Here is a 26,508-nt window from a genome sequence, read left to right as displayed (position 1 = left end):
TCAGGGGTCCTCCTCGGGGAGTTGAGGGTCGGTCGGGGGCTCGTCGTCGGCCGGCTCATCCTTTTCCAGGATCTCGCGTGCGACGGCCTGGAACGCCGGGGTGAGCCGAGCGACGCCGCCGCCCGCCGCCTCCGTGGTCGTCGACGGAGACCCCTCCGGCGGCTGGATCCGAAGATAAGCTTCAAGCGCCTCGACGATCCGCGCGAGTAGGCCCATGGCGCGAGGGACGTCGGCCGCCGCGAGGTCTTTCAGCCGCTGGACGCTGGCGTGGTATTCCAGCGCGGCTTGCTGGAGCGCGGGCTGCCATTTGCGGACGGCGAGGAGTCGCTTCTCGGCGTCCTGGAGGGCGGCCTCGGCCTGCCTCAGTCGTTCCTTGGGCTCGGCGAGCGAGGGGTGGTGCTCGGGAGTCTTCTGGAGCTTGAGCCGGAAGAGGTCGGCCCTGGCCGCGGCGACCCGGTCGCGCCGGCGTTTGATCTGCTCCTGCCAGTAGAACGGACGGTCTTGCTGGAGCCACTGGACGGTGCGGCGGATCTCGGCGTCGGCTGCGCCGAGGGCCGCCAGGACGTCCTCGCCGTAAAGCGCCAGCGCGGCGCGGAAGTCGCGCAGGGCCTCGACGGAATGGACTTCAGCCTGGCTGCTCATGGCGTTCCTCGCTCGCGCCATCGCCTGTTTCCCCGCGAGGCGGCCGGATCCCGAAAGGATCGCGCCGACGGGTCGGTCGCCATTCTATTCGATCGCCGGGCGGTTGGGGATGCGGCACCCGCCGGAAACCGTCGGCGCGTCGGGTCGCGAGCGTGGGCGGCTTGAGCCGACGCGGGCGATCGGCTACGTTTGGTCCTTGGCATTTTCTCCCCTCCGGCGACGACATCCATCATGACCGAACGATCCGACGTCTCCCCCGACCTCCGCGCGGAGTACGCCCGCCGGCTGGAGCTTCACGAGCAAGCCGCCGCCCGCTGGAACCGGCTCGACGCCCGCGTCGCCGACCTCCGCCTGATCGTCTTCGCGCTGGGCCTGGCGTTTGCGGCCTACCGATACCAGGCGGGGGGGCCTTCAGCCTGGTGGCTGGTCCTGCCGGTCGCGGCCTTTGCGGCGGTCCTGATGGCGCACGAGCCGATCCGCCGCCGGGCGGTCCACGCGGCGCGGACCATCGAGTTCTACAAGCGGGGGATCGCCCGGATGGAGGACCGCTGGGCCGGCACGGGGGTCGATGGCTCGAATTTCCTCGACCTGGATCATCCCTATGCGGCCGACCTCGACCTTTTCGGCGTCGGCTCGCTGTTCGAGCGGCTTTGCACGGCGAGGACGAAGGCCGGGGAGGACGCGCTGGCCGCCTGGCTGCTCGCCCCGGCGACTCCCGAAGTCGTCGCGACCCGGCATGAGGCTGTCCTGGAACTCCGGCCGCGACTCGACCTCCGCGAAGACCTCGAATTGCTCGGGGCCGATGTCCGCGCCGGGATCGACCCGGCCGCGCTAGCCGCGTGGGGGGAATCGTCACGCGTCTTCTGTTCGCCCGCGCTTCGCGTCGTCGCCGCGCTGCTCGCCGGACTCGGCGCGACGTCCGTGATCGGCTATTTCTGGTTCCAGACGCCGGGGTTCTTCCTGGCGCTCCTTCTCGTCCTGGCGATCGAGGCGGCATTCGGCCTCTGGCTCTCCCGACGCGTCGACACGGTGCTCGACGGCGTCGACGAGCGAGCCCATGACTTGATCGTGCTCTCGGGGCTGCTCGACCGCCTGGAGCGCGAGCCCCTGGATCGTCCGCTGCTCCGGTCGTTGCGCGAGGCGCTTGAGACCGGGGGCCGTCCCGCTTCCGAGCGCATTCGCAAGCTGGGGAAGCTGTTGCACCTGTTGGACACGCGCGACAACCAGTTCTTCCTGCCATTCGCGCTGGTGCTGCTCTGGAAGACGCAGCTCGCGATGAAGATCGACGCGTGGCGGGCCGAGAACGGGCCGCGGATCGCCGGTTGGCTGGCCTCGGTGGGCGATTTCGAGGCCCTCTCGGCGCTGGCGGCCTATTCGGCCGAGAATCCCGACGACGTGTTCCCGGAGGTGGTCGCCGGTGCGGCGTCTTTCGAGGCCGAGGGTCTGGGGCACCCGTTGATCCCCCGTCGCGAGTGCGTGACGAACGACCTCGCGCTGGGCCTGGGCGGCGTGACGGCCATGGTCGTCAGCGGGTCGAACATGTCGGGGAAGAGCACGCTGCTGCGCGCTATCGGCGTGTCGACCGTCATGGCCCTGGCGGGCGCCCCGGTTCGCGCCGACCGGTTGCGCCTCTCGGCGCTGGCGGTGGGGGCGACGCTCCGGGTCCAGGATTCGCTCCAGGCCGGTCGGTCGCGGTTCTACGCCGAGATCACCCGCGTGCGGCAGATCGTCGACGTGTCGCGCGGGCCGCTGCCGCTGCTGTTCTTGCTCGACGAGCTGTTCAGCGGGACGAATTCGCACGACCGCCGCGTGGGCGCGGAGGCGGTGATCCGGGGGCTGCTGGAACGCGGGGCGATCGGGCTGGTCACCACCCACGACCTGGCGCTGGCGGAGATCGTCGCCGGCCTCGGGAGCGGGACGCTCAACGTCCACTTCGAGGATCACTTCGAGGACGGCGTCATGCGGTTCGACTATCGCATCCACCCGGGCGTCGTGCAGCACTCGAACGCCCTGGAGCTGATGCGGGCCGTGGGGCTGGACGTCTGATCGACGCTCCCGCCCCGACGGCCTCGCGATTCACCGATCAGGCGAGCCGCTCCAGGCGTCCCGTGCTGTCGCCGAGGCGCTCGCAGGGGACGTCCATCCGGTCGAGCATCGACAGGTAGAGGTTGTTCAGCGGCTGCGAGGGGTAGACGACGTGGCGGCCGGTCTCGATCGTTCCGCCCCCCTTCCCGACCATGAGCACGGGCAGGTCGTCGTGATTGTGACGGTCGCCGTCGGAGATGCCGCTGCCGTAGACGATCATCGAGTTGTCGAGGATCGACCGGTCCCCCTCGCGAGTCTCCTTGAGCCGCTGGAGCATCCGGGCGAACTCTTCGATGTGGAAGCGGTTGATCTTGCGGATCTTCTCGTGCTTCTTCGGGTCGTTGCCGTGGTGCGAGAGATCGTGGTGTCCTTCGGGGATCTCCAGGAACGGGTAGGGCCGGCTGCTCCCCTCGTTGGCGTACATGAAGGTGCAGATCCGCGTCGAGTCGGTCTGGAAGGCCAGGACGATGAGGTCGAACATCAGCCGGACGTGCTCGGCGTAATCCTTGGGCACGCCGGCCGGACGGGCGGAGCCGACGTCGAAGCCCTTGTCGTCGGAGGCGTCGGCGCGAGCGATCCGCTGCTCGACCTCGCGGACGGCGGTCAGGTACTCGTCGAGCTTGCGACGGTCGTTCACGCCGATGCGGTTGCGAAGCGCCTGGGCGTCTTCGAGGACGAAGTCGAGGAGGCTGCGCTCGTAGAGGCTCCGCTTGCGGCGGTCGGCCTCGGAGCCGGTCTTGCCCCGGCCGCCGAACAGGCGGTCGAAGACCAGGCGGGGGTTGATCTCCTTGGAGGTCGGGGTGGTCGGCGACCGCCAGGAGATGTTCGAGGAGTAGGCGCAGCTGTAGCCCGAGTCGCAGTTGCCCGACTGGCCGCCGCGCTCGACGCCCAACTCCAGCGAGGGGAGCCGCGTGGCCGAGCCGATCTGCTGCGCGGCCACCTGGTCGACCGAGACGCCGGCCTTGATGTTGGCCCCGTCCGTCTTGACCGGATGGACCCCCGTGAGGAAGCACGAGAGCGACCGGGCGTGGTCGCCGGGGCCGTCGCCGAGGGCCTTGGCGTTGTGCTGGGCCAGCCCGGTGAGGACCAGGGTGTCGTCCTTCAGCGGGTTCAGGGGCTCGAGGATCCAGGGAAGGGTGTAGTCGCGCCCGTCCCCCTCGGGCTTCCAGTCCTTCATATGGACGCCGTTGGGGACGTAGAAGAAGGCCATGCGGCGGGGACCGGCCGGGGTGGAGCCGGCCAGGTCGGCAGCGCTCGCCATGGCTTCCATCCACGGCAGGGCGACGGCCGCGCCGGCGCCTCGGAGGACGGCTCGCCTGGTAATCTTGGATCGGCTCATATCTCGGCTCCTTCATTGCCGAAGCGTGGGAGAATCGCGGGCCCGTCCGGCCCGCTCAGCCCCCTCGCTTCAGGAAAGGGTCGCTCTTCACGATTTCCAGCACCATGCGGGAGAGCCGGTACTGGTCGGCGGAGACGGTCTTGACGAGGTCTTCGACGGTGCAGGCGTCGGGATCTTCGAGCCCCCGACCTAGCGCGTAGGTGAGCATCTTCTCGCCCAGGCAGCGGACGAACTCGGCCTTTCGGCCCTTGAGGATCTTCTTCAACTCGGCCGGTCCCTGGAAGGACTCGCCGGAGGGGAGCTGGGCGGAGGCGTCGATCGGCAGGCCGCCGTCCTTGTCGCGCCAGGCGCCCACGGCGTCGTAATTCTCCAGCCCGAAGCCCGGCGGGTCCAGTCGCGCGTGGCACGAGGCGCAGCTCGGGTTCGAGCGGTGCTGCTCCATCCGCTGTCGGAGCGTGCCGACGAGCGGCCCGTTGGAGTCGTCGGCGAGCTGCGGCACCTCGGGCGGGGCGGGCGGGGGGGGCGTGCCGAGGATCTGTTCCAGCACCCATTTGCCCCGCTTGACCGGCGAGGTCCGCGAGGGGTTGGACGTCACGGTCAGCACGCTGGCCTGGGTGATGAGCCCGCCGCGCTCGCCTCCCTCAAGCTTGACCTTGCGGAACTCCGGGCCCTTGACGCCCGGCACGCCGTAGTGGTCAGCGAGTCGCTCGTTCAGGAAGGTGTAGTCGCAGTCGATGAAGTCGAGGAGGCTCCGGCCGTCGCGGAGGACCGAGGCGAAGAACAGCTCGCTCTCCTTCTGCATGGCCTCGCGGAGCGGCTCGTCGAAGGTCTTGAACTGTTCGGGGTCGGGATTCACGGACTTCAGGTTGCGGAGCTGCAACCACTGGCCGGCGAAGTTCTCCACGAACGCCTGCGACTTCGGGTCGCGGATCATCCGCCGCACCTGCTCCTCAAGGACGGCCTCGTCGTGCAGCTTCCCGTCCAGGGCGAGCTTGGACAGCTCGTCGTCCGGCATGCTGCTCCAGAGGAAGTAGGAGAGCCGCGAGGCGACCTCGAAGTCGTTCAGAGGCGTCCCGCCGGGCGAGGCGATCGGCTTCCCCTTGGCGTCCCGCTTCGGGCGGTAGAGCTCGACCCGGAACAGGAACTGGGGAGACGCCAGGACCGCCTGCACGGCGAGTTGGATTCCCTGCTCGTAGCTCTCGCCGTTCTCGCGGGCCAGCTCGGCCAGCCTGACCAGCTTGGCGACCTCGCCGCCGGTGACGGGACGGCGATAGGCCCTCCTGAGGAAGCGCTCCAGGACCTCGGTGGTGGCGTCGAAGAATTCCTCGGGCTTCGTCGGGGTTCGGAAGACGACCAGCTTGTGGCTGGGGGGGAGCGGGGCGCCGGCGACGTCTTGCGGGCCCTCGATCTCGATGCTCTGGACGATCAGGTTGCGGTCGCGTTTGGCCGGGTCGGGATTCCCGGGCTCCCAGTAGTCGTTCAGGAATTCCGCGGCGATCCGCCTTCGTCCGCCCCGCAGCTTCTGCTCCACCTCATACGTCCCCGGCTGCCCTTCGACGGCCTTCACGTCGAAGCTGCGGAGCGGCTTGCCGTCGATCTTGACCGCCATCCGGGCGGGCGCGTCGCCGGCCTGCTGGGCGAAGGCGCGGACGCGGACGACGTAGGAAGCGTCTCTGGGGAACGCGTGGGCCACGACGATCTCGCCGTTGGTCCCCAGCAGGCGGCCGTCGTCCTGGGCGGAGACCCCGCCGGAGTCGTCCAGGTCGGGACCCTCGTAGGTCTTCGTCGGAAGGGTCGAAGCCCCCCCGGCGACGATCGCCCGCGCCGCGATGGTCTCGGCCGCAGCCAGGTATTTCTCCATCAGGATCGGCGGAAGGCTGAGGACGTCGCCGATGTTGTCGAATCCGTAGCCGACGTCGTCCGAGGGGAAATCCTCGGCGGGCTCGAAATCGACCCCCGTCAGGTCGCGGATCGTGTTGTTGTACTCGGCCCGGTTGAGCCGTCGAATGGTCACCCGCCCGGGATCGACCGCCACGCCGCAATCGAGCTTCTTCATCTCGGCGTCGACCCACGACGCCAGGGCGTTCACCAGATCCTCGGGCGGCTGGGGATGGTCTTCCGGCGGCATCGTGCCCCCTTCGACGTTCTCTTTCACCCGGTTCCAGGGCTTGCGATTCGACGCCGGAGGACCCTTCGCCATGAGCTTGACGAGATCGACGCCCCCCTCGGACTTCTCCCCCTGGTGGCACGAGAGGCAGTATTTCGTGAACAGGGCCTGGATGGGCTCGGGAGGCGCCTCGGCGGGATCCTGGGCCCGGGCCGGCATGATCGCGAGGGTGTAGGCGAGGGCGGCGGCCAGGATTCGCGACATCCTAGTCGTAAGCATCATGGCTTCTCCGAACGGGCGGGGCGTCGAGGCGGGCGTGCGGGCGCATGATCATCTGAGGTTGCACTAAAGTTTAACAGAGAAGGCCGATTCCTCCAATCGATATCTTGGCGTCTTGCAGGAATTTAAGAACAGGAGAGCGGGCGGGGACCGATCGCGATCGGCCCGAAGGGCGACCTGCCCGCGATCGCGGCCAGGCACGCTCACCCTTCCAAGGCGGGAAGGGGAAGCACCCCAAGCTCCTCTCGGAGTCGAACACTCCGACCTTGGTCGGGCTGAAATTAGGGCCGAGAGAGGACGAAATAGGCTTGTTCTGATTGATGCGAACATGCGTGTTCGGCTGGCGTCGATCGGGCGCAAAGGGCGTCATGTTAATGAATTAGGACAAAGTAAAATTCCTGGATGCGACTGAATTGTCTTGCCGATTCTTCGGGGACGTGTCTATGCTCGGGGCCGCATCGGAATCCCTTCGACGGATGTGTCGGTCTGAACCGGCGAACTGAATAGAACACCTGCCGCAGAGGTCGTGCTCGATCGGCCCATACCGTCGAGGGGGCGCCCCGGATTCGCGATGGGCTCTCGCCCAATTCGCAGTCGGGGTCGGCCTCGGTCCGTTGCATTTCGGTCCACCTGTCACCTGTCTCGGTCGTGCTTCTTCCCCGTCATTTTCGATTACTCGCTGCAGGAACCCTGCGGACGAGGGGGTGTCTCAATGAGAACAAGATCCCTGCGTCATCGCGCCTTCACGCTGATCGAGCTCTTGGTGGTCATCGCCATCATCGCCGTGTTGATCGCGCTCCTGCTGCCGGCCGTCCAGTCGGCGCGTGAGGCGGCCCGCCGGTCGCAGTGCGTGAACAACCTGAAACAACTCGGGCTGGCGACCCACAACTACCACTCGGCCACGAACGCCCTGCCGCCGCTCTTCGGCAACTTCGGGACCGCGCCCAACGGCCCGAGCGAGGATGGAGGCCCCTGGCCGCTCGGCTGGATGGTCCACCTCCTGGGGTTCATGGAGCAGCAGGCGCTCTACAACTCCGCGAATTTCTCCTTCGGGGCGTACGCCGGCCCGAACGTCAATACCCTCAGCACGACGAAGGTCAATGGCTTCGTCTGCCCGTCGGAGAGCCTCAAGGCGGGCGGCTGGATCTCGTCGACCTGGACCAACTATCACGCCAACTTCGGCGGTCCGTGCTCGATGGCGTCGTGGAGCGGCGCCTTCGTCCCCTTCCGAGGCGATCCGGGCGACCGTCCCGGCTACACGAACGCCGTCACCACGGCGAACATGGGGACGGTCGGGTTCGAGGGCTTCACCGACGGGACGAGCAACACCGCCCTGGTCAGTGAGAAGCTGATCGGCCTGGCGGGGTATGTGGGCGGGGCCCTCCCGGGCTCGAGCAACGGCAAGCGCGTCTCGTTCCAGTCGACCGCTAGCCTCGGCTGGGACACGGCGACCGGCGCGGCGGACGCCCTGGCGTTCTACAACGCCTGCAAGGCCATGCCGTCCACCACCGCGCCGACCAACCCCACCCAGTGGTCGGGGGCCTGCTGGAACGGCAGTCACGCCGGCACCCTCCATTTCAACGCCTACGGCCACCTGATGACGCCGAACACGCTGTCGTGCGTCGCTGCCAACTCCTGGGGCGGCGCCCCCGGCGGGTTCAACGACGCGATCACGGCCACGAGCAACCACCCGGGCGGGGTGAACGTCGCGATGGTCGACGGCTCCGTCAAGTTCGTGAAGGATTCCATCGCCCCGCAGATCTGGTGGGGGGTCGGCACCCGCAACCAGGGCGAGATTATCAGCTCCGACGCATTTTGATGTGACGAAAATCTGAAACGCCCGGTCCCGGGCCGCTCGCCGTTCGGGCGGCGGCCTGGGGAACGCGGGCATGGCGATCATCCTCGGGCGATCCTCGACGAGCCCGGAATGCGTCTCGAGACGGAAAGGAAGGGATGGCATGCGACGATTCGGATTCTTGATCGTGGGCGGGGCGATGGCGTGTTTCGCCGGAGGCTGCGGCGAAGACCAGCCGAACGCCTCGACGCCGCCCGAACAGGTCAACGAGGACTTCACCAAGAAGACCGCCGACATGATGCGGGCCGCCAACACGGGCATGGACAAGAAGAACATGAGGTCGGCCGGCAAGGGCGCCCCGAAGCCCGCCGAGTCGGCCCCCGCGCCCTCCGAGTGAACTGGTTCGGATTCCGTCCGGCCCCGGCGGGTGCGTGCGGGATCCTCGACGCAGGGCTCGATGATCCGAGCCTCGGCCTGGCCGGGGATCGGGCCGTCGAGCCCTTTCGGCATCCTGCGGTTGAGGGTTGCATCCATGAATCGAAGGCGGCGACGCATCGTCTGGCTGGCCGTCGCGGTGCTGGCGGCCTCGGGGTTCGGATCGTGGGCCGTCGCGCAATGGCGGTTCGCGACATCCCTGGAGCAGTCTCGACTCTTGATGGAGGCCCAGCGATTTCCCGAGGCTCGCGAGCGGCTCCTCGGCCTTCGATCGTCACGACCGAGCGACCCCGAGGTCGCCTATCGGCTCGGGGTCTGCGAGCACGCCGTGGGTCGTCCCGAGGCATCCCTGGCGGCGTGGGCGGGGGTCTCGCCCGGCAACGAGTGGTGGGGCAAGGCGTCTCTGGCACGCGCGAGGACGCTGGTCGGCGACATGGGACGGTTCAGCGAAGCGGAGGCGCTCCTCGAGGCGATGCTCGACGGGGCCGCCGCCCCTGCGGATCGCGACGAGGTGCGCCGGACCCTCTCGGAGCTCTACTTCTGGCAGGGCCGACGCGAAGAGGTCCTCGGCCTGATCGAAGAGAACTGGCGGAACACGACCGATCCGACGGGCGATCTGGTCGACCACTGGAAAGGGGAGAATGCGCCGACCCTGTTTGAGGCCGTCCGAAACGAGGTCGAGCGAGCGGCGGCGCTGAGCCCCGGCGACGACCGCGTCTGGCTGGCCCAGGCCGATCTGGCCTTGCAGACCGGCCGCCTCGCGGAAGCGAAGGCCAAGCTGGAGCGTTGCCTGGAGGCCAGGCCGGAGGATCAGGCCGTCTGGCGAGCCCGACTGGAACTCGCGCGGGTCGAGGAGGATCTGGAGGCGTTCCGCCTCTGCCTCGCCCATCTTCGGGCCGATCGATTCACCGTCGAAAAGGCGCTGGGCGTCCGGGCCTGGCTGGCGAAACGCGAGGGGGACGGCGCCGCGGAGCGAGCGGTCCTCGAACGGCTCATCGCGGTCGCCCCCAGCGACGCGGGGGCCCTCGATCGGCTGGCCGTGCTCGCGGCGGAGTCGGGCGAGGTCGAGAGGTCGCGCGAGCTTCGCGTCCGCAAGGCGACCTGCGACGCCGCCAAGGACCGCTACCGCCTGCTGATCGACGAAAAGATCGCGCCGGCGCGGTTCACCGAGCTGGCCGGTCTCGCGGAGACGATCGGTCGGAAGTTCGAGGCTCGGGGGTGGTGGACCCTCCGGGCGGCCTTCGTGCCGACCGACCCCTCCGCCCGCGAGGCGCTGGCCCGACTGCGCGAGCCGGTCTCGCGCGAGTCCCCCTCGCCGGGAGTCACGCTCGCCCAGGCCCTCGCGTCGGACGAGGCCGAGTCGGTCGGATCGGCCGCGAACCCCGCGAGGAAGCCGGCGACGACCGACATCGTCCCGCCGCTGTTCCGCGACGACGCCGAAACCGTCGGGCTGCGGTTCGAGTTCGACAATGGCCGTTCGCCGAAACGCCAGATCCCGGAGACGACCGCCGGCGGCGTCGCGCTCCTCGACTATGACGGCGACGGCTGGATGGACGTGTACGTCGTGCAGGGGGGGGCTTTCCCGGCGGACCCCTCGCGACCCTACGAGGGGGATCGGCTGTTCCGGAATCGCGGGGACGGGAGCTTCGAGGACGCGACTGCCATCTCGGGGATCGCGGACATGGCCCGCGGCTTCGGGCACGGCGTCACCGTGGGCGACATCGACAACGACGGCCGCCCGGACCTCTTCGTGACGCGATGGCGGTCCTACGCCCTCTACCGGAACCGCGGCGACGGGACGTTCGCCGACGCGACCGCCGAACTCGGCCTCGACGGCGATCGCGACTGGCCGACCTCGGCCGCCTTCGCCGACCTCGACAACGACGGCGACCTCGACCTCTACGTCTGCCACTATCTGGTGTGGGACGCGGACGATCCCACGCTCTGCCCCCGGGTCACTGTGGCGAAAACCAGCGAACTCTCCGATCCCGGCCAGCGGTACAACTACTGCACGCCGCGACCCTTCGCCGCCTTGCCCGACCGCCTCTATCGCAACGACGGATCTCGATTCGTCGACGTGACCGCCGAGGCCGGAATCGTCGACGTCGAGGGCCGGGGGCTCGGCGTCCTCGCGGCCGACGTGGACGACGACGGGCTCGTCGACCTCTTCGTCGCCAACGACACCACCGCGAACTACCTCTGGCGCAACCTCGGCGGCATGAAATTCGAGGAGATGGGACTCGTCAGCGGGGTCGCCTGCAATGCGGGCGGAGCGTTCCAGGCCGGGATGGGGACCGCCTGCGGCGACATCGACGGCGACGGCCGCCTCGACCTTTTCGTGACCAACTTCTACGGCGAGTCGACGACCTGTTTCCGGAACCTCGGGGACGGGGCGTTCGGCGATCACGGCGGCCTCCTGGGCCTGGCGGGACCCAGCCGATACATGCTGGGATTCGGCATCTGCCTCCTCGACGCCGACAACGACGGCCGACTGGACGTCGCCACCGCCAACGGGCACGTCAACGACGACCGTCCCGACTACCCGTACCAAATGCCCACCATGCTCCTGCTCGGCGGCCCCGACGGCCGCCTCGTCGACGTGACCGAGAGTTCGGGGGCCCCCTGGAGCATCCCCCGCGTCTCTCGCGGCCTCGCGACATGCGACCTCGACAACGACGGCCGCGTCGACCTCGTGGTGCTGGCGCAGAAGTCGCCGCTCGGTTATTTCCACAACCTGGCGGAATCAGGCCGATCCTTGACGCTCGAACTTGAAGGGACCGCGTCGAACCGCGACGCCGTCGGCGCGGTGGTCTCGGTCACGGCCGGGGGCCGTCGCCTCCGCCGCTGGCGGTCGGGCGGCGGGAGCTATCAGTCCGCGTCCGATCCTCGCCTGCACTTCGGGCTGGGAGCCTCGGACCAGGTCGACCAGGTCGAGGTCCGCTGGCCTTCGGGGCGCGTCGAGCGATTCGCCAAGTTGGAGGCCGACCGAGGCTATCGACTCCGCGAAGGCGACCCCGCGCCGATCCCTCTCCCCGGACCCTGGCGCCGCCAGGCCGCGAAGGCCGACTCTCCCTCCATTCCTCTCGAACGTCAGGCAGCCGAATGAACGCGATGAACGATCTGGGGGCTTCAATCCCCGAGCCCGACGGCGAGACCGTCTCGCCCGCCACCGCCGTCGGGAACCCGCTCGGAACCGTGCCGTCCTGGCTCGCGACCCTCGTCGCCGGCCTGGTCGCCGGCTCGATCGCCTGGGGACTCGGCGAGTCGCGGCTCGTCCGGGTGGAGGCGAGGAAGGTCCCGATGGTCACGATGGGGCAGAAGCACGAGGGAACGACCCCGGCGACCGAGCAAGCCGCCGTGATCGCGACGGCGAGCCGCAACGCGGCGGCGTTCGGAGCGTTGCTCGGTCTCGCGATGGGCGTGGCGGGGGGTGTGGTTCGTCGCCGGAGCGAGAGCGGAATGAGGGCGGCCCTGTCCGGCGCGGTCCTGGGAGGCGTCGCGGGGGGCCTGGCCACTTTCCTGGCGGTCAATCTCCACGCCAGGGCCGTCTCGTCCTTCGAGGACGATTTGATCCCCTCCCTGGTCATGCACGGGGCGATCGCGACGGCGATCGGCGCCGCCGCCGGGTTGGCCTTCGGGCTCGGGGCGGGGGCGGGCGAGCAGCGAGGCCGTCGCAATCGGACGCTGATCGGCGGGGCCGTCGGGGGCCTGCTCGGCGCGATCGCCTTCCAGATCCTGGGCGGCCTGTTGTTCCCGATCGACGGAACCACGGATCCGGTGCCGGCCACCGCGATCGCCCGCTTCGTCTCGCCGATCCTGGTCGCCGCGTCCACCGCGATCGGCGTCATCGTGGGCTACGGGAGGCGCTGAGAGGGCGGTGCCGGGGACGCGCGAGCGTGGGCCTCGTCCCCGGTCCCGGCCGTCGTCAGAACTCGAGATTCGGCTGGTGCAGCTCGTCTTCCCAGGCGTCCATGAGCGGCCAGTCGACGGCGCAGGTGCCGAAGTCGGACATGTGCGAATACCCTTCCAGGCGGTCGATGGTCCGGTTCAGCAGGTCGACGTCCTTGCGGAAGATCGGCCCGTGGGAGGGGAGGAGGAACTTGGCGTCGGAGTCTCGGATCCGCTTGAGGCTGGCGATGTAGTCGGGGATGTTCGATCCGTGATGGGCGTCGATGGCGCCGACGCAGCCGTCCCGGAAGATGTTGTCGCCCGAGAAGAGCAGGTCCCCCATGCGGAAGGCGAGCTGGCCCGCCGCGTGGCCCGGCGTGCTCCAGACTTCGAGCGTGCGGTCCCCCACCTGGATCTTGGACCCTTCGTCAAGCTCGACGTCGACCTTGCACTTGGGCATGGGGATGCTGATCCCCTGGGCGTCGATGCGGGCGAAGGTGAACAGCTCGTCGCCCGTCTCGATCGCGGCGACGCTCTTGGGATGCGCGGCGACCGGACATCGGAGGACGTCGCGGGCCCGGGCGAGGCCCTGGGTGTGGTCGACGTCGGCGTGGGTGGCGACGATCATCTTGCACGCCGAGAAACTGTAGCCCAGCTCCCTGATGAGCTGGAGGACGTTCACGGCGTCCTCCAGGAAGCCCACGTCGATGAGGATGTACTCGTCTCCCCCGTCGATGAGGTAGACGTTGACGCCCATCCTCCGCCGGGCTTGATAGTTCATCTCGATGACGTTCGGGAACAAGTAGCGACGCTCAGTCATTGCAAGCATCCAATTTGAGGCGGCCGGCGGAGGCCCCGGATCGGCGATCGTGGTCGGCGGCACGGTCTCGTCGTCCGAGCGGACGGAACTCCCTCGCGACGTGCGACTAGATTCTAGGAAGGACTCGCGGCCGGCTCAACCCTGGCCGGAGAGGAGCACTCGCGGTCTTCGAGGCGAAGCCGGCCGCTCGCCTCGGGGACGAAGGTCGGGATGGCGCCCGGGACCGTCGCGAGTGGTGGCGCGAGGGCGGGCGGCGACTTGACAGGCGGCTTTCGGCGGGGTAGCTTCCATTTCGGGTTTTCGTCGTTCGAAGTGCCGTGAACCAGACGAGATGAGTTGACGCCGGCGGGGCCGTCGATGTGGCGGCGAGCCGTCCAGGCCCCCGCGAAACCGCGTCGACGACTCCCCTTTCTCCGTCTCCCGAACCCATCCCCCCGAGACCGCGACGAGCCTGCCGATCTTCGGGGCGCGGCCGGTCGCCGCGAGAGGCGTCCAGCCCGGCGGGGCGGGCTTCGGATCGTGTTCCCTGGCCGAGCATGCGTCCGAGGGGCTTTTCACGAGGTTAGTCGCAATGATCAAGGTGTTCATCGCCGCGAGGCGCGTCGCGCCCCGACTCGAAGGCGTCCGGGCGGGGTTGATCGCCCTCCTGGCCTGGACCTGGCTGGGGACCGCACCCGCCCCCGCCCTGGCGCAACAGGCCCCCGCCAAGCCGGCTGAAACGAACCCTCAAGAACCTGGGAAGCCCGCCGAGGGCGACGCCGCGGCGGAGGACGACGAGACCCAACCGGTCGTGGACCCCTCGGCCTCGCACAAGGCGAGCTCGCTCGAGATCTACAAGGATCCGAACGCCGAGCCCCTGCTCGACCCCAAGAAGTTCCCCGAGATCCGGGCCCAGCGGATCCCCTCGCCGCAGGAGATCGACCAGGTCAAGCTGATGGCGGCCAACCCGGTCGCCACCGTCGACGTCAACGCGATCACCAACGTCGTCAACGGGATGATCGCCCAGATGACGAACACGCGGAACATCCAGGCCGTGGTCGACCCCGCCTCGGAGCAGAACGCCAACGTGACCCGGGCCATCCAGGTCGCCACTCAGAACCTGCTGGAGCCGATCTTCACCTCTCGGAACGCCAAGAACGTCCAGTTCCAGAACCAGTTCAACAAGGTCCTGCTCCAGAAGCTCCCCCCGGTCTTCAAACACCACCTGGTGCCGCGGATCCAGGCCATGATCGTCCTGGCGCAGTCCGCCAACCCGGACGCCCTGAAGGTCCTGCTCGACGAGATCAAGAGCCCGAACCAGACGGTCTGGGTCAAGCTCTGGGCGTTCCGCGGGATCACCAACATCAAGTTGCTCGCGAACCGGCTCTCCGCTTCGCAGGAGTCCGAGGCCGCGAAGACGATCTCCGACCAGCTTGCGAAGAACAAGGACTGGCCCTGGTGGGTCCAGCATCGCGCCCTGGAAGCCCTGACGGCCCTGCGACAGGGCTTCCTGCCGACCTCGCCGCGGACCGCCGACATGGCCGCGGTCGCGTTCCAGTACCTGACGGACGAGGCGCTGCGTCCCGAGGTCCGCGCCGAGGCGGCCCTGGCGCTCGGCTCGATGCAGGTCACTTCGGCGGTCCCGAAATACAACGTCGAGATCGCGGCGTACGCCACGGCCCAGCTGGCGGCCACGCTCGTCGAGCGGATCGTCGACGGCTTCTCCGAGAACAGGACGCGATCCCAGCAACTCACCACCCTGCTGGTCGGCCCCGTGCTCCAGGCTTTTGAAGGTCAAGCGGGCGTCCGCGACAGCGGCTTCCTCAACAGCCCCGTCCTCGCCAACAAGGCCGAGGTGCAGAAATACGTTGATGCGATGAAGCCTTCGGCCAAGGCCTGCGCCGCGCTGATCGGGGCGCCGTCCGGCCAGATCGAGGCGCTGACGGCGGACCTGAAGACGAAGGTGGCGGAATTCAAGGCGTTCCTGGCGAAGGCGACCCCCGCCGAGGCCAGCCTGTTCCCCGGCGGACCGTCCTACGCCGCGCCGGCCGCCGAGGCCGCGCCTCCCCAGGCGGCGGCCGCCCCGAGTGCCGAGGCCGGTGGGAATCGCCGTGAGCCTTGACGCCGCGGGGGAGCCGGACCCGTCGGGCTCCCCCATCTCGGTCACCGAACTTCGCGACTACCACCAGATCAACGCCGAGGTCGTGCGCCGCCTCAACCGAGGAGCGGGGCTGATCCGGCTCGACGGCCCGGCGGGGCACCGGCTCCTCCTGGCCGGGCTGCAAGGCCCCTGGCAGGCCGTCGTGGAGATTGCAGGCGACGCGGGGCCGGAACTCGCCGCGGGCCTGAACTCTCCAGGACTCACGGTCGTATGTCGAGGCTCCTCGGCGGACGGCGCGGGCAGCCGCCTGCGCGCGGGCGTGCTGCTGTTGCAGGGGCCCACCGGCACCGCCGTCGGCTACCATCAGTCGGGGGGCCTCCTCATCGCCGCCTCGGCCGTCGGCCCTCGCGCGGGACTTGGCATGACGGGTGGCGATCTCATGCTCCTGGGACGAGTCGGGCCGATGGCCGGCGATCGCCAGACCGGCGGTCGCCTGTTCCTCCCGGCTTCGGACGTCGGGCCGATGCTCGGCCGGGAATCCCGCGGCGGTCGGCGGATTATCGCCTCGGAAGTCGAGCCCGAGACGGACGACGGACGGGCGTGGAGGCTCGCGGTGCAGTTGCACGATCGCTACGCCGGCGGCTCATCCGCCGCCTGAGGGGGGCCGCCGTGGAAGGACGCTCCGCGCTTCGGAGGATGATCGGCCCGACCGCTCTCTGGCTGGCCTGCGGCCTGGCCGGGGGCTGCGTCGAGGAACTCGGCCCGGAGGCGATCCCGACGACGCCCGTTTCGGGAGTCGTGACGCTCGGCGGGAAACCGCTCGGTCGCGGCTGGGTCGAATTTCAGCCCCTGGATGGGACGCTCGGCGATCCGACCTCGGCGCGGATTCATCAGGACGGGTCGTTCCAGATGGCTCGCGCCCCCCTGGGCCTGAACGTCGTCCGACTCGTCGACGCGCCGATCGAGATCCCGGGGGCGATCCAACTCCTCCGCAACGCGTCGCCCATCCGAAGGACGACCCTGTCCCCCCCCGGCCCGCCGATTCGGATCGACGTCCTGGAAGAGCTTGTGCGCTTCAACGCCAACCCGGAGGCCTCGCGATGAAGACGCTCCCCGAGGCGTCTCCGAAAGATTGCGAGTCCGGAGAAAACCCAGGGGTGCGGCTGCGAGCCCTCTACCGCGACGGCCACGGCGAGATGCACCTGAACTGGCCGATCGAACGGCTCGACGAGGCGATCCGGGACGAACTCGGCACCCTCTGGCTCGACATCGACGACGCTCCGGGGCAACCCAGCGCCGTAGCCGAGCACCTGCTTCGCGACGTCTTCCGGTTCCACCCTCTAGCCATCGAGGACGCGCTCCGGGAGACGCACGTTTCCAAGATCGACGACTGGGACGACTATCTCTATCTGGTATTCCATTCGACCAGCATCGACCCCGAGGCCGACGACCTCCGGCTCGAGGAGCTGGACGTCTTCCTGGGCCCGAACTACCTGGTGACCTACCACGAAAGGACCCTCGCGTTTCTCTCCGAAAGCCGGGAAGCCATCGAGCACGACCCGCGCGATCGGATGAAGCATGGCGCGGACCATTTGCTGTTCCGCTTCCTCGATCGTTCGGTCGATCAATCGTTGGCCGCGATCGAGCAGCTCGACGAGCGGATCGACCGCGTGCAGGACGAAGTCATGGAGCGGATGGACCCGCGCAACCTCCAGAAGATCTTCCGGATCAAGCGCTCGGCGATCCAGCTCCAGAGGACGTTCAGCCCCCAACGCGACGTGCTGAACCGGCTGGCTCGCGACCCTTACCGGGTCGTCAAGGAGGAGCACCGGATCTACTTCCGGGACGTCTACGACCACGTCGTTCGGATCCACGACATCTCCGAGAGCCTGCGCGACCTGATCGCCGGCACGCTCGACACCTACCTGTCGGTGATGTCGAACCGCAGCAACGACATCATGAAGACCCTGACGATGGTCACGGTGATGTTCATGCCGATGTCGTTCATCGTCGGCTTCTTCGGGATGAACTTCTTCGGCGCGACCCTGGCCCTGGAGACATGGCTGCCCAAATGGGCGTTGTTCCTGGGTTCGATCGCGATCATGAGCCTTTCCCCGGTGGGGATGCTGGCGTTCGCCCGCCGTCGTCGCTGGCTCTGACCGCTCGCGCCCCGACAGGGGGGCATGGTGTATACTTCTCCAGAGACGTCGTGCCGCAGCGTTCGTCGGTCTTTTGGATGTCGAGCGAGAGGTCAGGAAGAATCCGGGATGTCGACTCGATGGCGGATCCAACCCTTTGATCGCGACCAGATCGCCGCGCTGAGCCGGGGAGCGGGGATCGCGCCCCTGGTGGCGCAGGTCCTCATCAATCGAGGGGTGCGCGACCCGGAACGCGCTCGTGTCTTCCTGGAGTCCCGGCTCAACGGCCTGAACGACCCCGAATCGCTGCCGGGCGCGGTCGAGGCCGCGGACCGCGTCGTCCGGGCGATCCGGGATGATCGGTCGATCGTCATCTATGGCGACTACGACGTCGACGGCGTCTGCGGCGTGAGCGTCCTGTGGGCGGCGCTCAAGCTGGCGGGGGCGAAGCGGGTCGCCTATTACATCCCCCATCGCGTCCAGGAAGGCTACGGCGTCAACCCGGACGCGGTGCGGCGGATCGCCGAGGAGCATCCCGGCGCCCTCGTCGTCACGGTGGACTGCGGCATCTCCGCCGTGGCCGAGTCGCGGCTGGCCCGGGAACTCGGCCTCGAGCTGATCGTCACCGATCACCACACGATCGGCCCCGAGCTGCCCCCCGCCGACGTGGTCGTCCACCCCCGCCTCCCGGGGGGGTCGTATCCCTTCGGGGACCTCTGCGGCGCGGCGGTGGCGTTCAAGCTCGCCTGGCAGATCTGCAAGAGCTTCGGCGACGGCAAGAAGGCCTCGCCCCACCTGCGCGACTACCTCGTGCAGTCGCTCGGCCTGGTGGCGATGGCCACGGTCGCCGACGTCGTCCCCCTGAAGGATGAGAATCGCATCCTCGTCCGCCACGGCCTCGCGGGCGTCATGGCCTCCCCGACCACCGGGATGCGGGCCTTGATGAAGGTGGCGAATTGCCTGGGGCGGTCGAAGCTCACCGCCGGGACCGTGGGGTTCAACCTCGCCCCCCGGATCAACGCGGCCGGTCGGCTCGAACGAGCGATGCGCGCCGTCGAGATGCTGACCACCAGCGACGACGCCCTCGCCGACCAGATCGCCGACGAGCTGAACGCCGTCAACCAGCGCCGGCAGGAGGTGGAGCGGGCGATCGTCCACGAGGCGCAGGAGCAGATCCGCTCGGAGGGGGGCCTGAAGGACCGGGGGGCCATCGTCCTCGGCCGCAAGGAATGGCATCCGGGCGTCATCGGGATCGTCGCCAGCCGGCTCGTGGAGATCTACCATCGGCCGACGATCCTGGTCGCCTTCGGCCAGGAGTTCGCCCAGGGCTCCGCGCGGTCGGTGCCGGGGTTCAACATCTACGAGGCGATCCAGGCGTGCTCCGAGGGGCTGATCGGCTTCGGCGGCCACTCCGCGGCGGCCGGCGTGCGCATGTCCGAGGGGCACTTCGCCACCTTCGCCGAGCGCTTCGACGCCCACTGCCGGACCCTCCTCACGCCGGAGCTGCGCGAACGCGTCCTGACGATCGACGCGGAGGTCTCGCTGGCGATGCTCAACCTGAACGTCGTGCAGGACCTGGAGAAGCTCGAGCCGCATGGGATGGGCAATCCCCGGCCGCTCTTCCTCGCGAGCCAGGCGCGGGTGGTGGGCGAGCCCCGGGCCGTGGGCGAGGGCAAGAAGCACCTCCAGCTCAAGATCGGCCAGGGGAGCGCCGTCTTCAAGGCCGTCGCCTGGAACATGGCCGAGAAGGGGAAGGACCTCGCCCACGACGTGGAGTGCAGCGTCGTCTTCCATCCCGGCGTCGACGAGTGGAACGGCTATCGCCGAGTCCAGCTCGAGGTCAAGGACTTCGTCGTCTCCGGCCGCGTCCCCGCGCCGATGGAGGCGGCCGCCGCCGGCGCGTGAATCGCGAGACCAAACGACAGGGGCCGGAGGAACGCTGACGCTCTCCCGGCCCGGGGTCTCGATCATCAGGCACTGCGCGGGAGGAAGCTCAGCGTCCGAAGGCGTCGCGGGCGCATCCGGCGGCGCCGATGAATCCGGCGTCGCCGCCGAGCTCGGCGTAGTCGACCCGCGTCCCCTGGGCGACGGCGGGGAACGCCATATTCTGGATGTGCTGGCGGATCTCTTCGAGGAAGCCCTCGCCGGCGGCGATCATCCCGCCGCCGAACAGCACGATGTCAGGGTTGATGGTGTGGAGCAGGTTGACGGCCCCGACCGCGAGGTAATAGGCCGTCTCCTTCATGAGCCGTCGAGCGATCGGGTCGCCGGCGTCGGAGGCCTCGCTGATCGCCCGGCTGCTGAGTTCCTCGGCCGGGACGTCGCGAAGCACGCTCTGGGCGGAGTCCTCTTCGAGCAGGTCGAGGGCGCGCTTGACCACGGCCGTCGCGGAGGCGTAGGCCTCCAGGTGGCCGTAGGCCCCGCAGCCGCAACGACGGCCGTTCTCCATCTGGATGATGATGTGGCCGCACTCGCCGCCGTGGCTGTGACGACCCTCGACGATCCGGCCGTCGGTGATGATGCCGCAGCCGATCCCCGTCCCCAGCGTGAAGAGGACCAGGCTGCGGGTGTTGCGACCCGATCCGGCCCAGTATTCGCCGAAAGCGGCGGCGTTGGCGTCGTTCTGGAGGATCGTCGGCTTCTGGAGCTTCGCGGCGAGCAGGTCGCGGATCGGAAGCTGGTTCCAGCCCGGGAGGTTGGGGGGCTCCAGCAGCATCCCGCGAGAGAGGTCCATCGTCCCCGGCGAGCCCAGCCCGACCCCGGCGATCTGGTCCCAGCTCAGGCCGCTGGCCTCCACCGCCATCCGACCCGCTTTCGCCAGGTTCTCGATGCCCACCTCGGGGCCGAGTTCGGCGTTGGTCTCGATGCTGACCGAGGAGAGCGGACGCCCCGTGTCCTCGACCACCCCGCTCTTGATGTTCGTCCCCCCGAGGTCGATGCCCAGGTAGAATGGCGGGCGGGGATCGAACGCGTTCATGAAACTCAGCCTTTCAATGCGTATCTGATCGATGCTTGAGGAAGGTGGGACGATCGTCGGTCGGTCCGGCGGGCTCCTGCCGCCTCCCAGCTTAAGGACTGCCGCCCGCCCGGTCAACTCCGCCGCGCGGGGGGGCGATCCACCCCCCCGCTCGATCACGCATAGTCGGACTACTCGCCGCCTCCGGACCGGTTCCGGGGGTTCGCCTCGGGACGTGTGGATGACCCACCGACGCGAGACTCCGCATCCCGAAGGGTCAGCGGGGCGAGTCGGCGGTTCGGATCTGCACGAGTCCCCGATTCGACTCGGCGAAGAGACCGGCGGCCGCCTTTCGAACGCTTTCGGGCGTGACGGCCTGCATTGCAGCGGTCATCGCCGCAGGTTCGATGCCGAGCTGCTCTCGACGGCCCATCGCGAACGCCACGCCGTAGAGGTTGGCCGCCAGCGCCTGATCGGGGAGGTCGGTCGTGCCCAGGAAGAAGCCGTACGTCGACAGGACCTCCGCGATCTCAGCGCTCGTCGATTCGGCCTGCACGACCTGCGAAAGCCGGCCGGTGAGACGCTGAGCGGCCGCATCGCCCGTCTCGGTGGGGAGGGCGACGGTCGACACGATGATCGCGCCGGGATCGTCCAGTAAAGGCATATAAGGCTGGATTCCGCTCGACGGGTCCATCGCCAACTTCACGAGGCGGGCACCGAGCACGACGTAACCCGCGTAATCGCCGTCGCGCGGTTGAGGGGCGGCGATGGCCACGGCCGCCATCGACCCGCCCGGAGCCGGCACGGAGACCACCTTGTCGCGAGGCGTCGCGATCGCGCCGGGCTCCCCCGGCGCGGGTCGTTCTTCTCCTGCCGGGAGTCCGTCGAAGTGGCGTCGGATGAGTGCGGACGCATCGTCGACGTCGAATGAACCGGCTACGACGAGGGTCGCGTTGCGGGGTTTGTAGTAGCGTCTCCAGTACTCGCTCGCCTCCTCGGCGGTGATCTTCGCGAGCGACTCGGGCAGGCCCCCCCGTCGACCACCCCGAGGAGTGGGACGCACGATCTCACGAGCGTTGTTGATCGCGGCGAGGCTGGGAACCAACTCGAACATCCTGGCCGTCTCGTCGATCAGTCGAGGACGTTCCCGGTCGAGGTCGGCCTCGGTGATCTTCAGCGATCCCATGCGAGCGGACGCTTCGCCAAGTTCGGCGTCGATCTGGGCGGCGGGGAAGACGGTCGCGTAGGCCGTGTAGCGATCGCCCGTCTGGGCGTTGCAGCCCGCGGGATATCGCTGGAGGAACTCCTCGGCGGTGCGGGGGGCGCTCGTTCCGGCGCCCGCGGTCGTGTACAGGTGCTCGACAAAGTGCGCCAGGCCCGATCGCCCCTCGGGGTCATGGTCCCCGCCGATGTCGTAGAGCACGACGAGCGCCGTCTGCGAGGCCCCCGAGACCGGCCGCAAAAGGACGGTCAGGCCGTTGTCGAGCTGAAACCTCGTCGGGGCGGGGGGCGCCCCGGACGTCGAGCAACCGCTGAACACCGCCAGGCTTCCCGCGAGGAGGATCCCCACCTTCGTCGACTGACTGAAAAGCGGGCGTCGATACATCAGAGCCATCCTCGTGAATTCAAGGGCCAGACCGATTACACCGATTCCGAAGAACACCGACCGGCCCTGGGGCATGAGCCGACGCGCGGCGAGCGCGATCGGCCCCTCCAGCGCGGGGACGCCGCTTGGACCGCCGGCGAGCCATCGAGCACCGACCTCATGCGCGACGGCCCTCTGACCGGCGATTGCGGCCCCTCCCATCGCCGTGTCCCAGGCCAGGGCGATGCCGCCGACGGCCAACGACCGGGCCAGGCTCGCGCCGCCTAAGGCGCAATCGCCGACGGCCAACCCGCCGACCGCGACCACTCCGAACGCCAGGCCCGCGACCGCCAGCCCACCGACGGCTACACCGCCGAGGGCCACCACGCCGATCGCCAGTCCGCCGAAACTGACGAGCCCGAAGGCGGCGCCGCCGATCGCCAGGGCCCCGAAGGCTCGCGTCCCGACGGCCAGCAAGACGCCACGCGCCTCGTCGCCGACGGCGATCCAGCCCGTGGCGACGCGTCGGGAAGCCGCCGGGGCCGCCTGCACGCCGTCGCCGTCGTACTGCGGCGGGTCGGCGACCTGGATGTCGACCAGCGGCAGGCCGAGGAACCGGAAGCGACTCCGATAGACGCGTCCTCGCGCCCCACGTGCGGCGAACGCCAGTCCCTGCCGAACGGCCGTCACGTTGACCTCGTCGGGGGCGCTGGAGGCCCGGATCTCCCCGAGGCGTCGGCACAGGCGCCAGACCTCGATACCCACCCAGACCTGGAATATGGCCATCGCCGCCAGCCAGGCCGGGAGATAGGCCCGGGTCCCCGCGAGCGTCCGGCTCAGGACCAGGATGACCAGGGCGAACCCGACCGAGGCGAGCAGGAGCCGCCGCCCGGCCCTCCGGTGGGCCTCGCGCTGGCGGATCGTGGCGGCCGTCTGGGCGGGAAGCCATGCGCCGAGCCAGCCGCCGAGGAGCCCGGCGAGCATGCCGAAAACTCCCCCGGTCGCGATCGAGCCCGCGACGGCGGGGAGCGTGGCCCCGGTGGCGGCGACGGCGGATTTCGACCCGGCTCCGGCCAGCGTCAGGCCCGCCATCACGCCGGTCGTGAAAGAGCGTCCGGGACGGCTCCGACGCAGCCCGGCTTCGACCAAAGAGGCGAGCCGTTCGCGGAGCATCGCCCGACCTCGCGAAAGGCGCTGTTTTACCGCGTCCTCGGTCAGTTCGAGGCTCGCGGCGACGTCCGCCACCGACTGTTCCTGTCGGTAGTAAAGGATGAGCGGCTCGCGATACAGCGGCGGAATCTCACCGAGCGTCCGCCAGATCAGCGCCTGCTCGTCGCCTCGGAGGGCCGCCTCGGCCGGGTCCGGCCCGGCCCCTTCAAGGTCCGTCGCGTGGTCATGGACGCTCGAAGTCCCCCGGCTTGCGGAACGCCGGACGGCGTTCGCCGCCAGGTTCCGGGCGATGCCGCAGAGCCATGGGCGCAGGCGGTTCGGGTCCTGGAGGGAGTCTCGCCCTTTCCAGGCCGCCCAGAAGGTTTCCTGCGCGACGTCCTCGCTGGTCGTCAGGTCGCCGCAGACGTTGTAAGCGACCGCCGCGACCAGCGATTGGTGCCGGCGGACGACCTGCTCGAACGCCTCGCGACTTCCGCCACGGACTCGATCCCAAAGTCTCGCGTCATCCGCTTCCCTCTCAGTCGTCGCGTTCATGCCAGCATCCCAGGGTCGAGGGCCCGAAACAGGGTCAGGGCCGGCTGCCGTTCCGATCGGCCCCAGCCCTCCTTCCCTGGGTGGCGTCTCGGCGTCTCATGGTGACGGATTTCTCGACTTTCGAATCCGCCCGGTGCTGGCGGAGCGACCGAGAGCGACGACGAAATTGGGTTCGATTGGCTTCGGTCGCAAGCCGTGAATCATGCGTAAATCGTTTGTTGGCAGCAACTTGAATTAAAATGAAAATTGGCTTCCTTCGGCGTTTTCGATCGCGCGGCGGAATGCCGTTGCCTCACGGACTACAGGAGATCAGGTCGTCCAGGAGACAACGCCCCAGGATAACACTGGCTTCCGATTGCAGCCGGGGGAGGCCGGTTTCTGGGAATTCGGTCGATGGGGGAGGGGATTGGAGGGCGGAACGGTCGGCGCGCGGAAACGCCCCCGGCGCGCCGGTCGGGCGTCGGGGGCGTTTGAGATCGTCCTTCGCGCGGCGAGGCCCGTCTCAGGAGCGGGCGTCGGCTTCGGCCTTGTTGGCCATGTACCACTTGATGGTCTTGGCGAGGCCGGCTTCGAGGCTCGTCGGCGGCTTCCAGTTGAGGACGCTCTCCATCTTGGAGACGTCGAGGACCTTCCGCATCACGCCGTCGGGCTTGGTGGTGTCCCAGACGATCTCGCCGTCGAAGTGGGTCAGGCGGGCGACGATCTCGGAGAGTTCCTTGATGGTCGTGCCGATCCCGGTGCCGAGGTTGAGCGGGTCGGTATAGCCGCTTTCCAGCAGCCGCGCGACGCCTTCGGCGGCGTCGCCGGAGTAGATGAACTCGCGGACGGGGGCGCCGGTCCCCCAGCAGACGACCTGCTTCTTCTTCTCGATGACGGCGTCGGCGAACTTCTTGATGAGCGCGGCGGCGACGTGCGAGCGATACTCGCCGAAGACGTCGTGCTCCCCGTAGAGATTGGTGACGATGGGCATCTGGCCCATCATCCCGCAACCGCGCTGGTAGGCCCGCATGCCCACTTCCATGACCTTCTTGGTGAAGCCGTAGGACTCGACCGAGGGGTGGAGCGGGCCGGACCAGAAGTCGCTCTCCTTCATGTCGCCGTTGACGGCCCCGGCGTAGGCGCAGGCCGACCCGATCGTGAGGAACTTCTTGGCGCCGACCTTGGCGGCGGCGTCGAGGAGGTTGACCCCCATGATGACGTTGCGCTGGAAGATCTGAACCGGCTCGGCCACGCAGATGCCAAGCCCGCCGTAGTGGGCGGCGGAGTGGACGATCGTGTCAGGCTTGACCTGCTCCAGCGTGCGGAGCGTGGAGTCCGGGTCCATGAGGTTGAAGTCCGGCCGGCCGGGGGTGGCGACGGTATGGCCGCGTTCCCGAAGGACTTCAGCGATGCGACGTCCGAAAAATCCGGTCCCGCCGGTCAGTAAGATGCGATCGGGCATGTCCATCCTCGCAAGCGTCCCGGCATGTGGAGCTCTCGTTGCGGAGGTCGGCTCGGCACGCGAGGGATCTTGGGTGTAGCGTCTTGATCCAAAACCATCCCTGTGGGGTCGGGCGGGGAGCCGCGACCCTTTTTCTGGACGGAGCGGAGTATAATCGAGTCGTTCCTGCGCGCCGAGACGAGTTGTCCGACGCTCGCCCCCTTCGCCGGAGACTTCGCATGACCCGGAATCGACCCGAGTTCGCCGCGTCCCGACGGGAGTGGCTTCGTCGCGCGTCGACGGCCATCCTGCTGGCCTCCGCGGCGGGTCCGGCTTCCTCCCGGCGGGCGATCGCCCGGGACCGGGCCTCGGTCGCCGAGGAGGCCGAACGGGTGGCCGGAATCCAGGCCCAGGCGAAGAAGGCCGGATTGGCCCCATTTGGATATTCCTGGACCGAGCACTTCCTCGGCGTCGGCGATGCGCCGGACGCTTTTCGGGATGGCGCGCTGGAGATCTGCGAGGCCCTGGGTCGCGTCTTCTTGAAACACCTGCGCGACCGGGGGCTTCCGGTCGACTTCCCCGACGAGCGGATGATGGTCGTCGTCCTGAAGGACGCGATCTCGTACGGGGCGCTGGTGGGGGAGGCGCCGGGGAAGGACGTGGGGGGGCACTTCGACCTCGACGCCGACCGCCTGGTCGTCTTCGACTTCCGGCCCGAGCACGGGGCGGGGGGGGCGGCCGAACGGATCAATACGTTTACGCTCGTCCATGAGACGACGCATCTGCTCTGCTTCAACACCGGCCTGCTGGCGCTTCGCAAGGAGCCGCCGAAGTGCGTGACCGAGGGGTTGGCGACGTACTTCGAGATGTGGCGGCGGAGTTCGCGAGTCCCCGTCGGCGGCGTGAATCGGCCGAGGCTGGAGGCGATCCGGGCCGCGAGCCGGACGGACGAGCCCTGGATCGAGCTGCCGAAGCTCCTGACCGATGACGCGCTCTTCGACCGTCCCGCGACGGCGCAGCTCGCCTACGGCCAGAGCTGGCTGCTGATGTACAACCTGCTCTCCTCGCGCTCGCTCAGGCCCAACCTGGCGGCCTACCTGGCGGACCTGCGCACCGAGGCCGGCCCCGATCGGCTGGCGACGTTCGAGAAGCGCCTGGGCCCGATCGCGGCCGTGGAGGATCGCCTTCGGCGCGAGGCGAGGGCGATGCTGCGGGACGTTCGATGAACGGGCCGT

The 26,508-nt window shown here is 68.9% G+C and carries 18 protein-coding genes; 11 read left to right on the top strand and 7 right to left on the bottom strand.

The genetic code is table 11. The features are described 5' to 3' along the window. Nucleotides 1–642 carry a hypothetical protein gene (locus VT85_RS18115; protein WP_068418468.1) on the bottom strand — a complete coding sequence of 214 codons (642 nt, stop codon included), beginning with the start codon at nucleotides 640–642 and terminating at the stop codon, nucleotides 1–3. Nucleotides 643–873: 231 nt separating this feature from the next. On the opposite strand from VT85_RS18115, the gene VT85_RS18110 reads away from it, so the two are divergent. Next, nucleotides 874–2,688 (top strand): MutS-related protein, encoded by a 1,815-nt coding sequence (locus VT85_RS18110; RefSeq protein WP_082858708.1) that lies wholly within the window; start codon nucleotides 874–876, stop codon nucleotides 2,686–2,688. Nucleotides 2,689–2,725: 37 nt separating this feature from the next. On the opposite strand, the gene VT85_RS18105 is transcribed toward VT85_RS18110, so the two are convergent. Then, on the bottom strand, nucleotides 2,726–4,066 hold the full coding sequence (locus VT85_RS18105; RefSeq protein ID WP_068418466.1) for a DUF1552 domain-containing protein: 1,341 nt from the start codon (nucleotides 4,064–4,066) through the stop codon (nucleotides 2,726–2,728). Between the two features lie 55 nt (nucleotides 4,067–4,121). Further along, nucleotides 4,122–6,455, bottom strand: a complete 2,334-nt coding sequence (locus VT85_RS18100; protein ID WP_068418463.1) for a DUF1592 domain-containing protein — start codon at nucleotides 6,453–6,455, stop codon at nucleotides 4,122–4,124. Between the two features lie 709 nt (nucleotides 6,456–7,164). Here VT85_RS18100 and VT85_RS18095 point away from each other — a divergent pair. From VT85_RS18095 to VT85_RS18080, 4 genes are all read left to right on the top strand, one after another. Beyond that, complete coding sequence (locus VT85_RS18095; RefSeq protein WP_068418461.1) at nucleotides 7,165–8,271, top strand: DUF1559 domain-containing protein; 1,107 nt, start codon at nucleotides 7,165–7,167, stop codon at nucleotides 8,269–8,271. A 139-nt stretch (nucleotides 8,272–8,410) separates the two neighbouring features. Further along, a complete protein-coding gene (locus VT85_RS18090) occupies nucleotides 8,411–8,644 on the top strand; it encodes a hypothetical protein (RefSeq protein ID WP_068418458.1) in 234 nt (77 codons plus the stop codon). 135 nt (nucleotides 8,645–8,779) lie between these two features. Next, a complete protein-coding gene (locus tag VT85_RS18085; protein WP_082858707.1) occupies nucleotides 8,780–11,788 on the top strand; it encodes an FG-GAP-like repeat-containing protein in 3,009 nt (1,002 codons plus the stop codon). A 5-nt stretch (nucleotides 11,789–11,793) separates the two neighbouring features. Then, nucleotides 11,794–12,552, top strand: a complete 759-nt coding sequence (locus VT85_RS18080) for a hypothetical protein (protein WP_156512940.1) — start codon at nucleotides 11,794–11,796, stop codon at nucleotides 12,550–12,552. A gap of 55 nt (nucleotides 12,553–12,607) precedes the next feature. Here VT85_RS18080 and VT85_RS18075 read toward each other — a convergent pair whose 3' ends face one another. Continuing rightward, a complete protein-coding gene (locus VT85_RS18075; RefSeq protein WP_068418452.1) occupies nucleotides 12,608–13,390 on the bottom strand; it encodes an MBL fold metallo-hydrolase in 783 nt (260 codons plus the stop codon). A gap of 571 nt (nucleotides 13,391–13,961) precedes the next feature. On the opposite strand from VT85_RS18075, the gene VT85_RS27765 reads away from it, so the two are divergent. The 5 genes from VT85_RS27765 to recJ all read left to right on the top strand — a co-directional run bounded on the left by VT85_RS27765 (nucleotide 13,962) and on the right by recJ (nucleotide 19,513). Beyond that, nucleotides 13,962–15,491: a HEAT repeat domain-containing protein gene (locus tag VT85_RS27765; protein ID WP_068418449.1), complete on the top strand. Its 1,530-nt coding sequence runs from the start codon at nucleotides 13,962–13,964 to the stop codon at nucleotides 15,489–15,491. Next, nucleotides 15,481–16,128 (top strand): hypothetical protein, encoded by a 648-nt coding sequence (locus VT85_RS27760; RefSeq protein ID WP_197490851.1) that lies wholly within the window; start codon nucleotides 15,481–15,483, stop codon nucleotides 16,126–16,128. Before VT85_RS27765 ends, VT85_RS27760 begins: the two co-directional genes overlap by 11 nt. A gap of 11 nt (nucleotides 16,129–16,139) precedes the next feature. Then, on the top strand, nucleotides 16,140–16,574 hold the full coding sequence (locus tag VT85_RS18060) for a hypothetical protein (protein WP_156512938.1): 435 nt from the start codon (nucleotides 16,140–16,142) through the stop codon (nucleotides 16,572–16,574). After that, nucleotides 16,571–17,629: a magnesium/cobalt transporter CorA gene (gene corA, locus VT85_RS18055; RefSeq protein ID WP_068418440.1), complete on the top strand. Its 1,059-nt coding sequence runs from the start codon at nucleotides 16,571–16,573 to the stop codon at nucleotides 17,627–17,629. Before VT85_RS18060 ends, corA begins: the two co-directional genes overlap by 4 nt. A 108-nt stretch (nucleotides 17,630–17,737) precedes the next feature. Continuing rightward, nucleotides 17,738–19,513 (top strand): single-stranded-DNA-specific exonuclease RecJ, encoded by a 1,776-nt coding sequence (gene recJ, locus VT85_RS18050; protein ID WP_068418437.1) that lies wholly within the window; start codon nucleotides 17,738–17,740, stop codon nucleotides 19,511–19,513. An 88-nt stretch (nucleotides 19,514–19,601) separates the two neighbouring features. Here recJ and VT85_RS18045 read toward each other — a convergent pair whose 3' ends face one another. The 3 genes from VT85_RS18045 to VT85_RS18035 all read right to left on the bottom strand — a co-directional run bounded on the left by VT85_RS18045 (nucleotide 19,602) and on the right by VT85_RS18035 (nucleotide 25,294). Next, a complete protein-coding gene (locus VT85_RS18045; protein WP_068418434.1) occupies nucleotides 19,602–20,585 on the bottom strand; it encodes an ROK family protein in 984 nt (327 codons plus the stop codon). Nucleotides 20,586–20,841: 256 nt separating this feature from the next. Further along, complete coding sequence (locus tag VT85_RS18040) at nucleotides 20,842–23,853, bottom strand: sigma-70 family RNA polymerase sigma factor (RefSeq protein ID WP_068418431.1); 3,012 nt, start codon at nucleotides 23,851–23,853, stop codon at nucleotides 20,842–20,844. 502 nt (nucleotides 23,854–24,355) lie between these two features. Continuing rightward, complete coding sequence (locus VT85_RS18035; protein WP_197490850.1) at nucleotides 24,356–25,294, bottom strand: NAD-dependent epimerase/dehydratase family protein; 939 nt, start codon at nucleotides 25,292–25,294, stop codon at nucleotides 24,356–24,358. 218 nt (nucleotides 25,295–25,512) lie between these two features. On the opposite strand from VT85_RS18035, the gene VT85_RS18030 reads away from it, so the two are divergent. Next, complete coding sequence (locus VT85_RS18030) at nucleotides 25,513–26,499, top strand: DUF1570 domain-containing protein (protein ID WP_068418425.1); 987 nt, start codon at nucleotides 25,513–25,515, stop codon at nucleotides 26,497–26,499. The last annotated feature ends 9 nt before the right edge of the window (nucleotides 26,500–26,508 follow it).

The organism is Planctomyces sp. SH-PL62 (assembly GCF_001610895.1).
Lineage (GTDB): Bacteria > Planctomycetota > Planctomycetia > Isosphaerales > Isosphaeraceae > Paludisphaera.
The sequence above is the reverse complement of the archived record's forward strand: the minus strand, read 5'-3'. Positions and strand labels throughout refer to the sequence as shown.

What these genes read in the sequence shown, in the direction of transcription:
- VT85_RS18040 (WP_068418431.1), bottom strand. Translation starts at nt 23,853, where the DNA reads ATGAACGCGACGACTGAGAGGGAAGCGGATGACGCGAGACTTTGGGAT.
- VT85_RS18080 (WP_156512940.1), top strand. Translation starts at nt 11,794, where the DNA reads ATGAACGATCTGGGGGCTTCAATCCCCGAGCCCGACGGCGAGACCGTC.
- VT85_RS18095 (WP_068418461.1), top strand. Translation starts at nt 7,165, where the DNA reads ATGAGAACAAGATCCCTGCGTCATCGCGCCTTCACGCTGATCGAGCTC.
- VT85_RS18090 (WP_068418458.1), top strand. Translation starts at nt 8,411, where the DNA reads ATGCGACGATTCGGATTCTTGATCGTGGGCGGGGCGATGGCGTGTTTC.
- VT85_RS18110 (WP_082858708.1), top strand. Translation starts at nt 874, where the DNA reads ATGACCGAACGATCCGACGTCTCCCCCGACCTCCGCGCGGAGTACGCC.
- VT85_RS18085 (WP_082858707.1), top strand. Translation starts at nt 8,780, where the DNA reads ATGAATCGAAGGCGGCGACGCATCGTCTGGCTGGCCGTCGCGGTGCTG.
- VT85_RS18100 (WP_068418463.1), bottom strand. Translation starts at nt 6,455, where the DNA reads ATGATGCTTACGACTAGGATGTCGCGAATCCTGGCCGCCGCCCTCGCC.
- VT85_RS18045 (WP_068418434.1), bottom strand. Translation starts at nt 20,585, where the DNA reads ATGAACGCGTTCGATCCCCGCCCGCCATTCTACCTGGGCATCGACCTC.
- VT85_RS18030 (WP_068418425.1), top strand. Translation starts at nt 25,513, where the DNA reads ATGACCCGGAATCGACCCGAGTTCGCCGCGTCCCGACGGGAGTGGCTT.
- VT85_RS18115 (WP_068418468.1), bottom strand. Translation starts at nt 642, where the DNA reads ATGAGCAGCCAGGCTGAAGTCCATTCCGTCGAGGCCCTGCGCGACTTC.
- VT85_RS18075 (WP_068418452.1), bottom strand. Translation starts at nt 13,390, where the DNA reads ATGACTGAGCGTCGCTACTTGTTCCCGAACGTCATCGAGATGAACTAT.
- VT85_RS18035 (WP_197490850.1), bottom strand. Translation starts at nt 25,294, where the DNA reads ATGCCCGATCGCATCTTACTGACCGGCGGGACCGGATTTTTCGGACGT.
- corA (WP_068418440.1), top strand. Translation starts at nt 16,571, where the DNA reads ATGAAGACGCTCCCCGAGGCGTCTCCGAAAGATTGCGAGTCCGGAGAA.
- recJ (WP_068418437.1), top strand. Translation starts at nt 17,738, where the DNA reads ATGTCGACTCGATGGCGGATCCAACCCTTTGATCGCGACCAGATCGCC.
- VT85_RS18105 (WP_068418466.1), bottom strand. Translation starts at nt 4,066, where the DNA reads ATGAGCCGATCCAAGATTACCAGGCGAGCCGTCCTCCGAGGCGCCGGC.
- VT85_RS27765 (WP_068418449.1), top strand. Translation starts at nt 13,962, where the DNA reads ATGATCAAGGTGTTCATCGCCGCGAGGCGCGTCGCGCCCCGACTCGAA.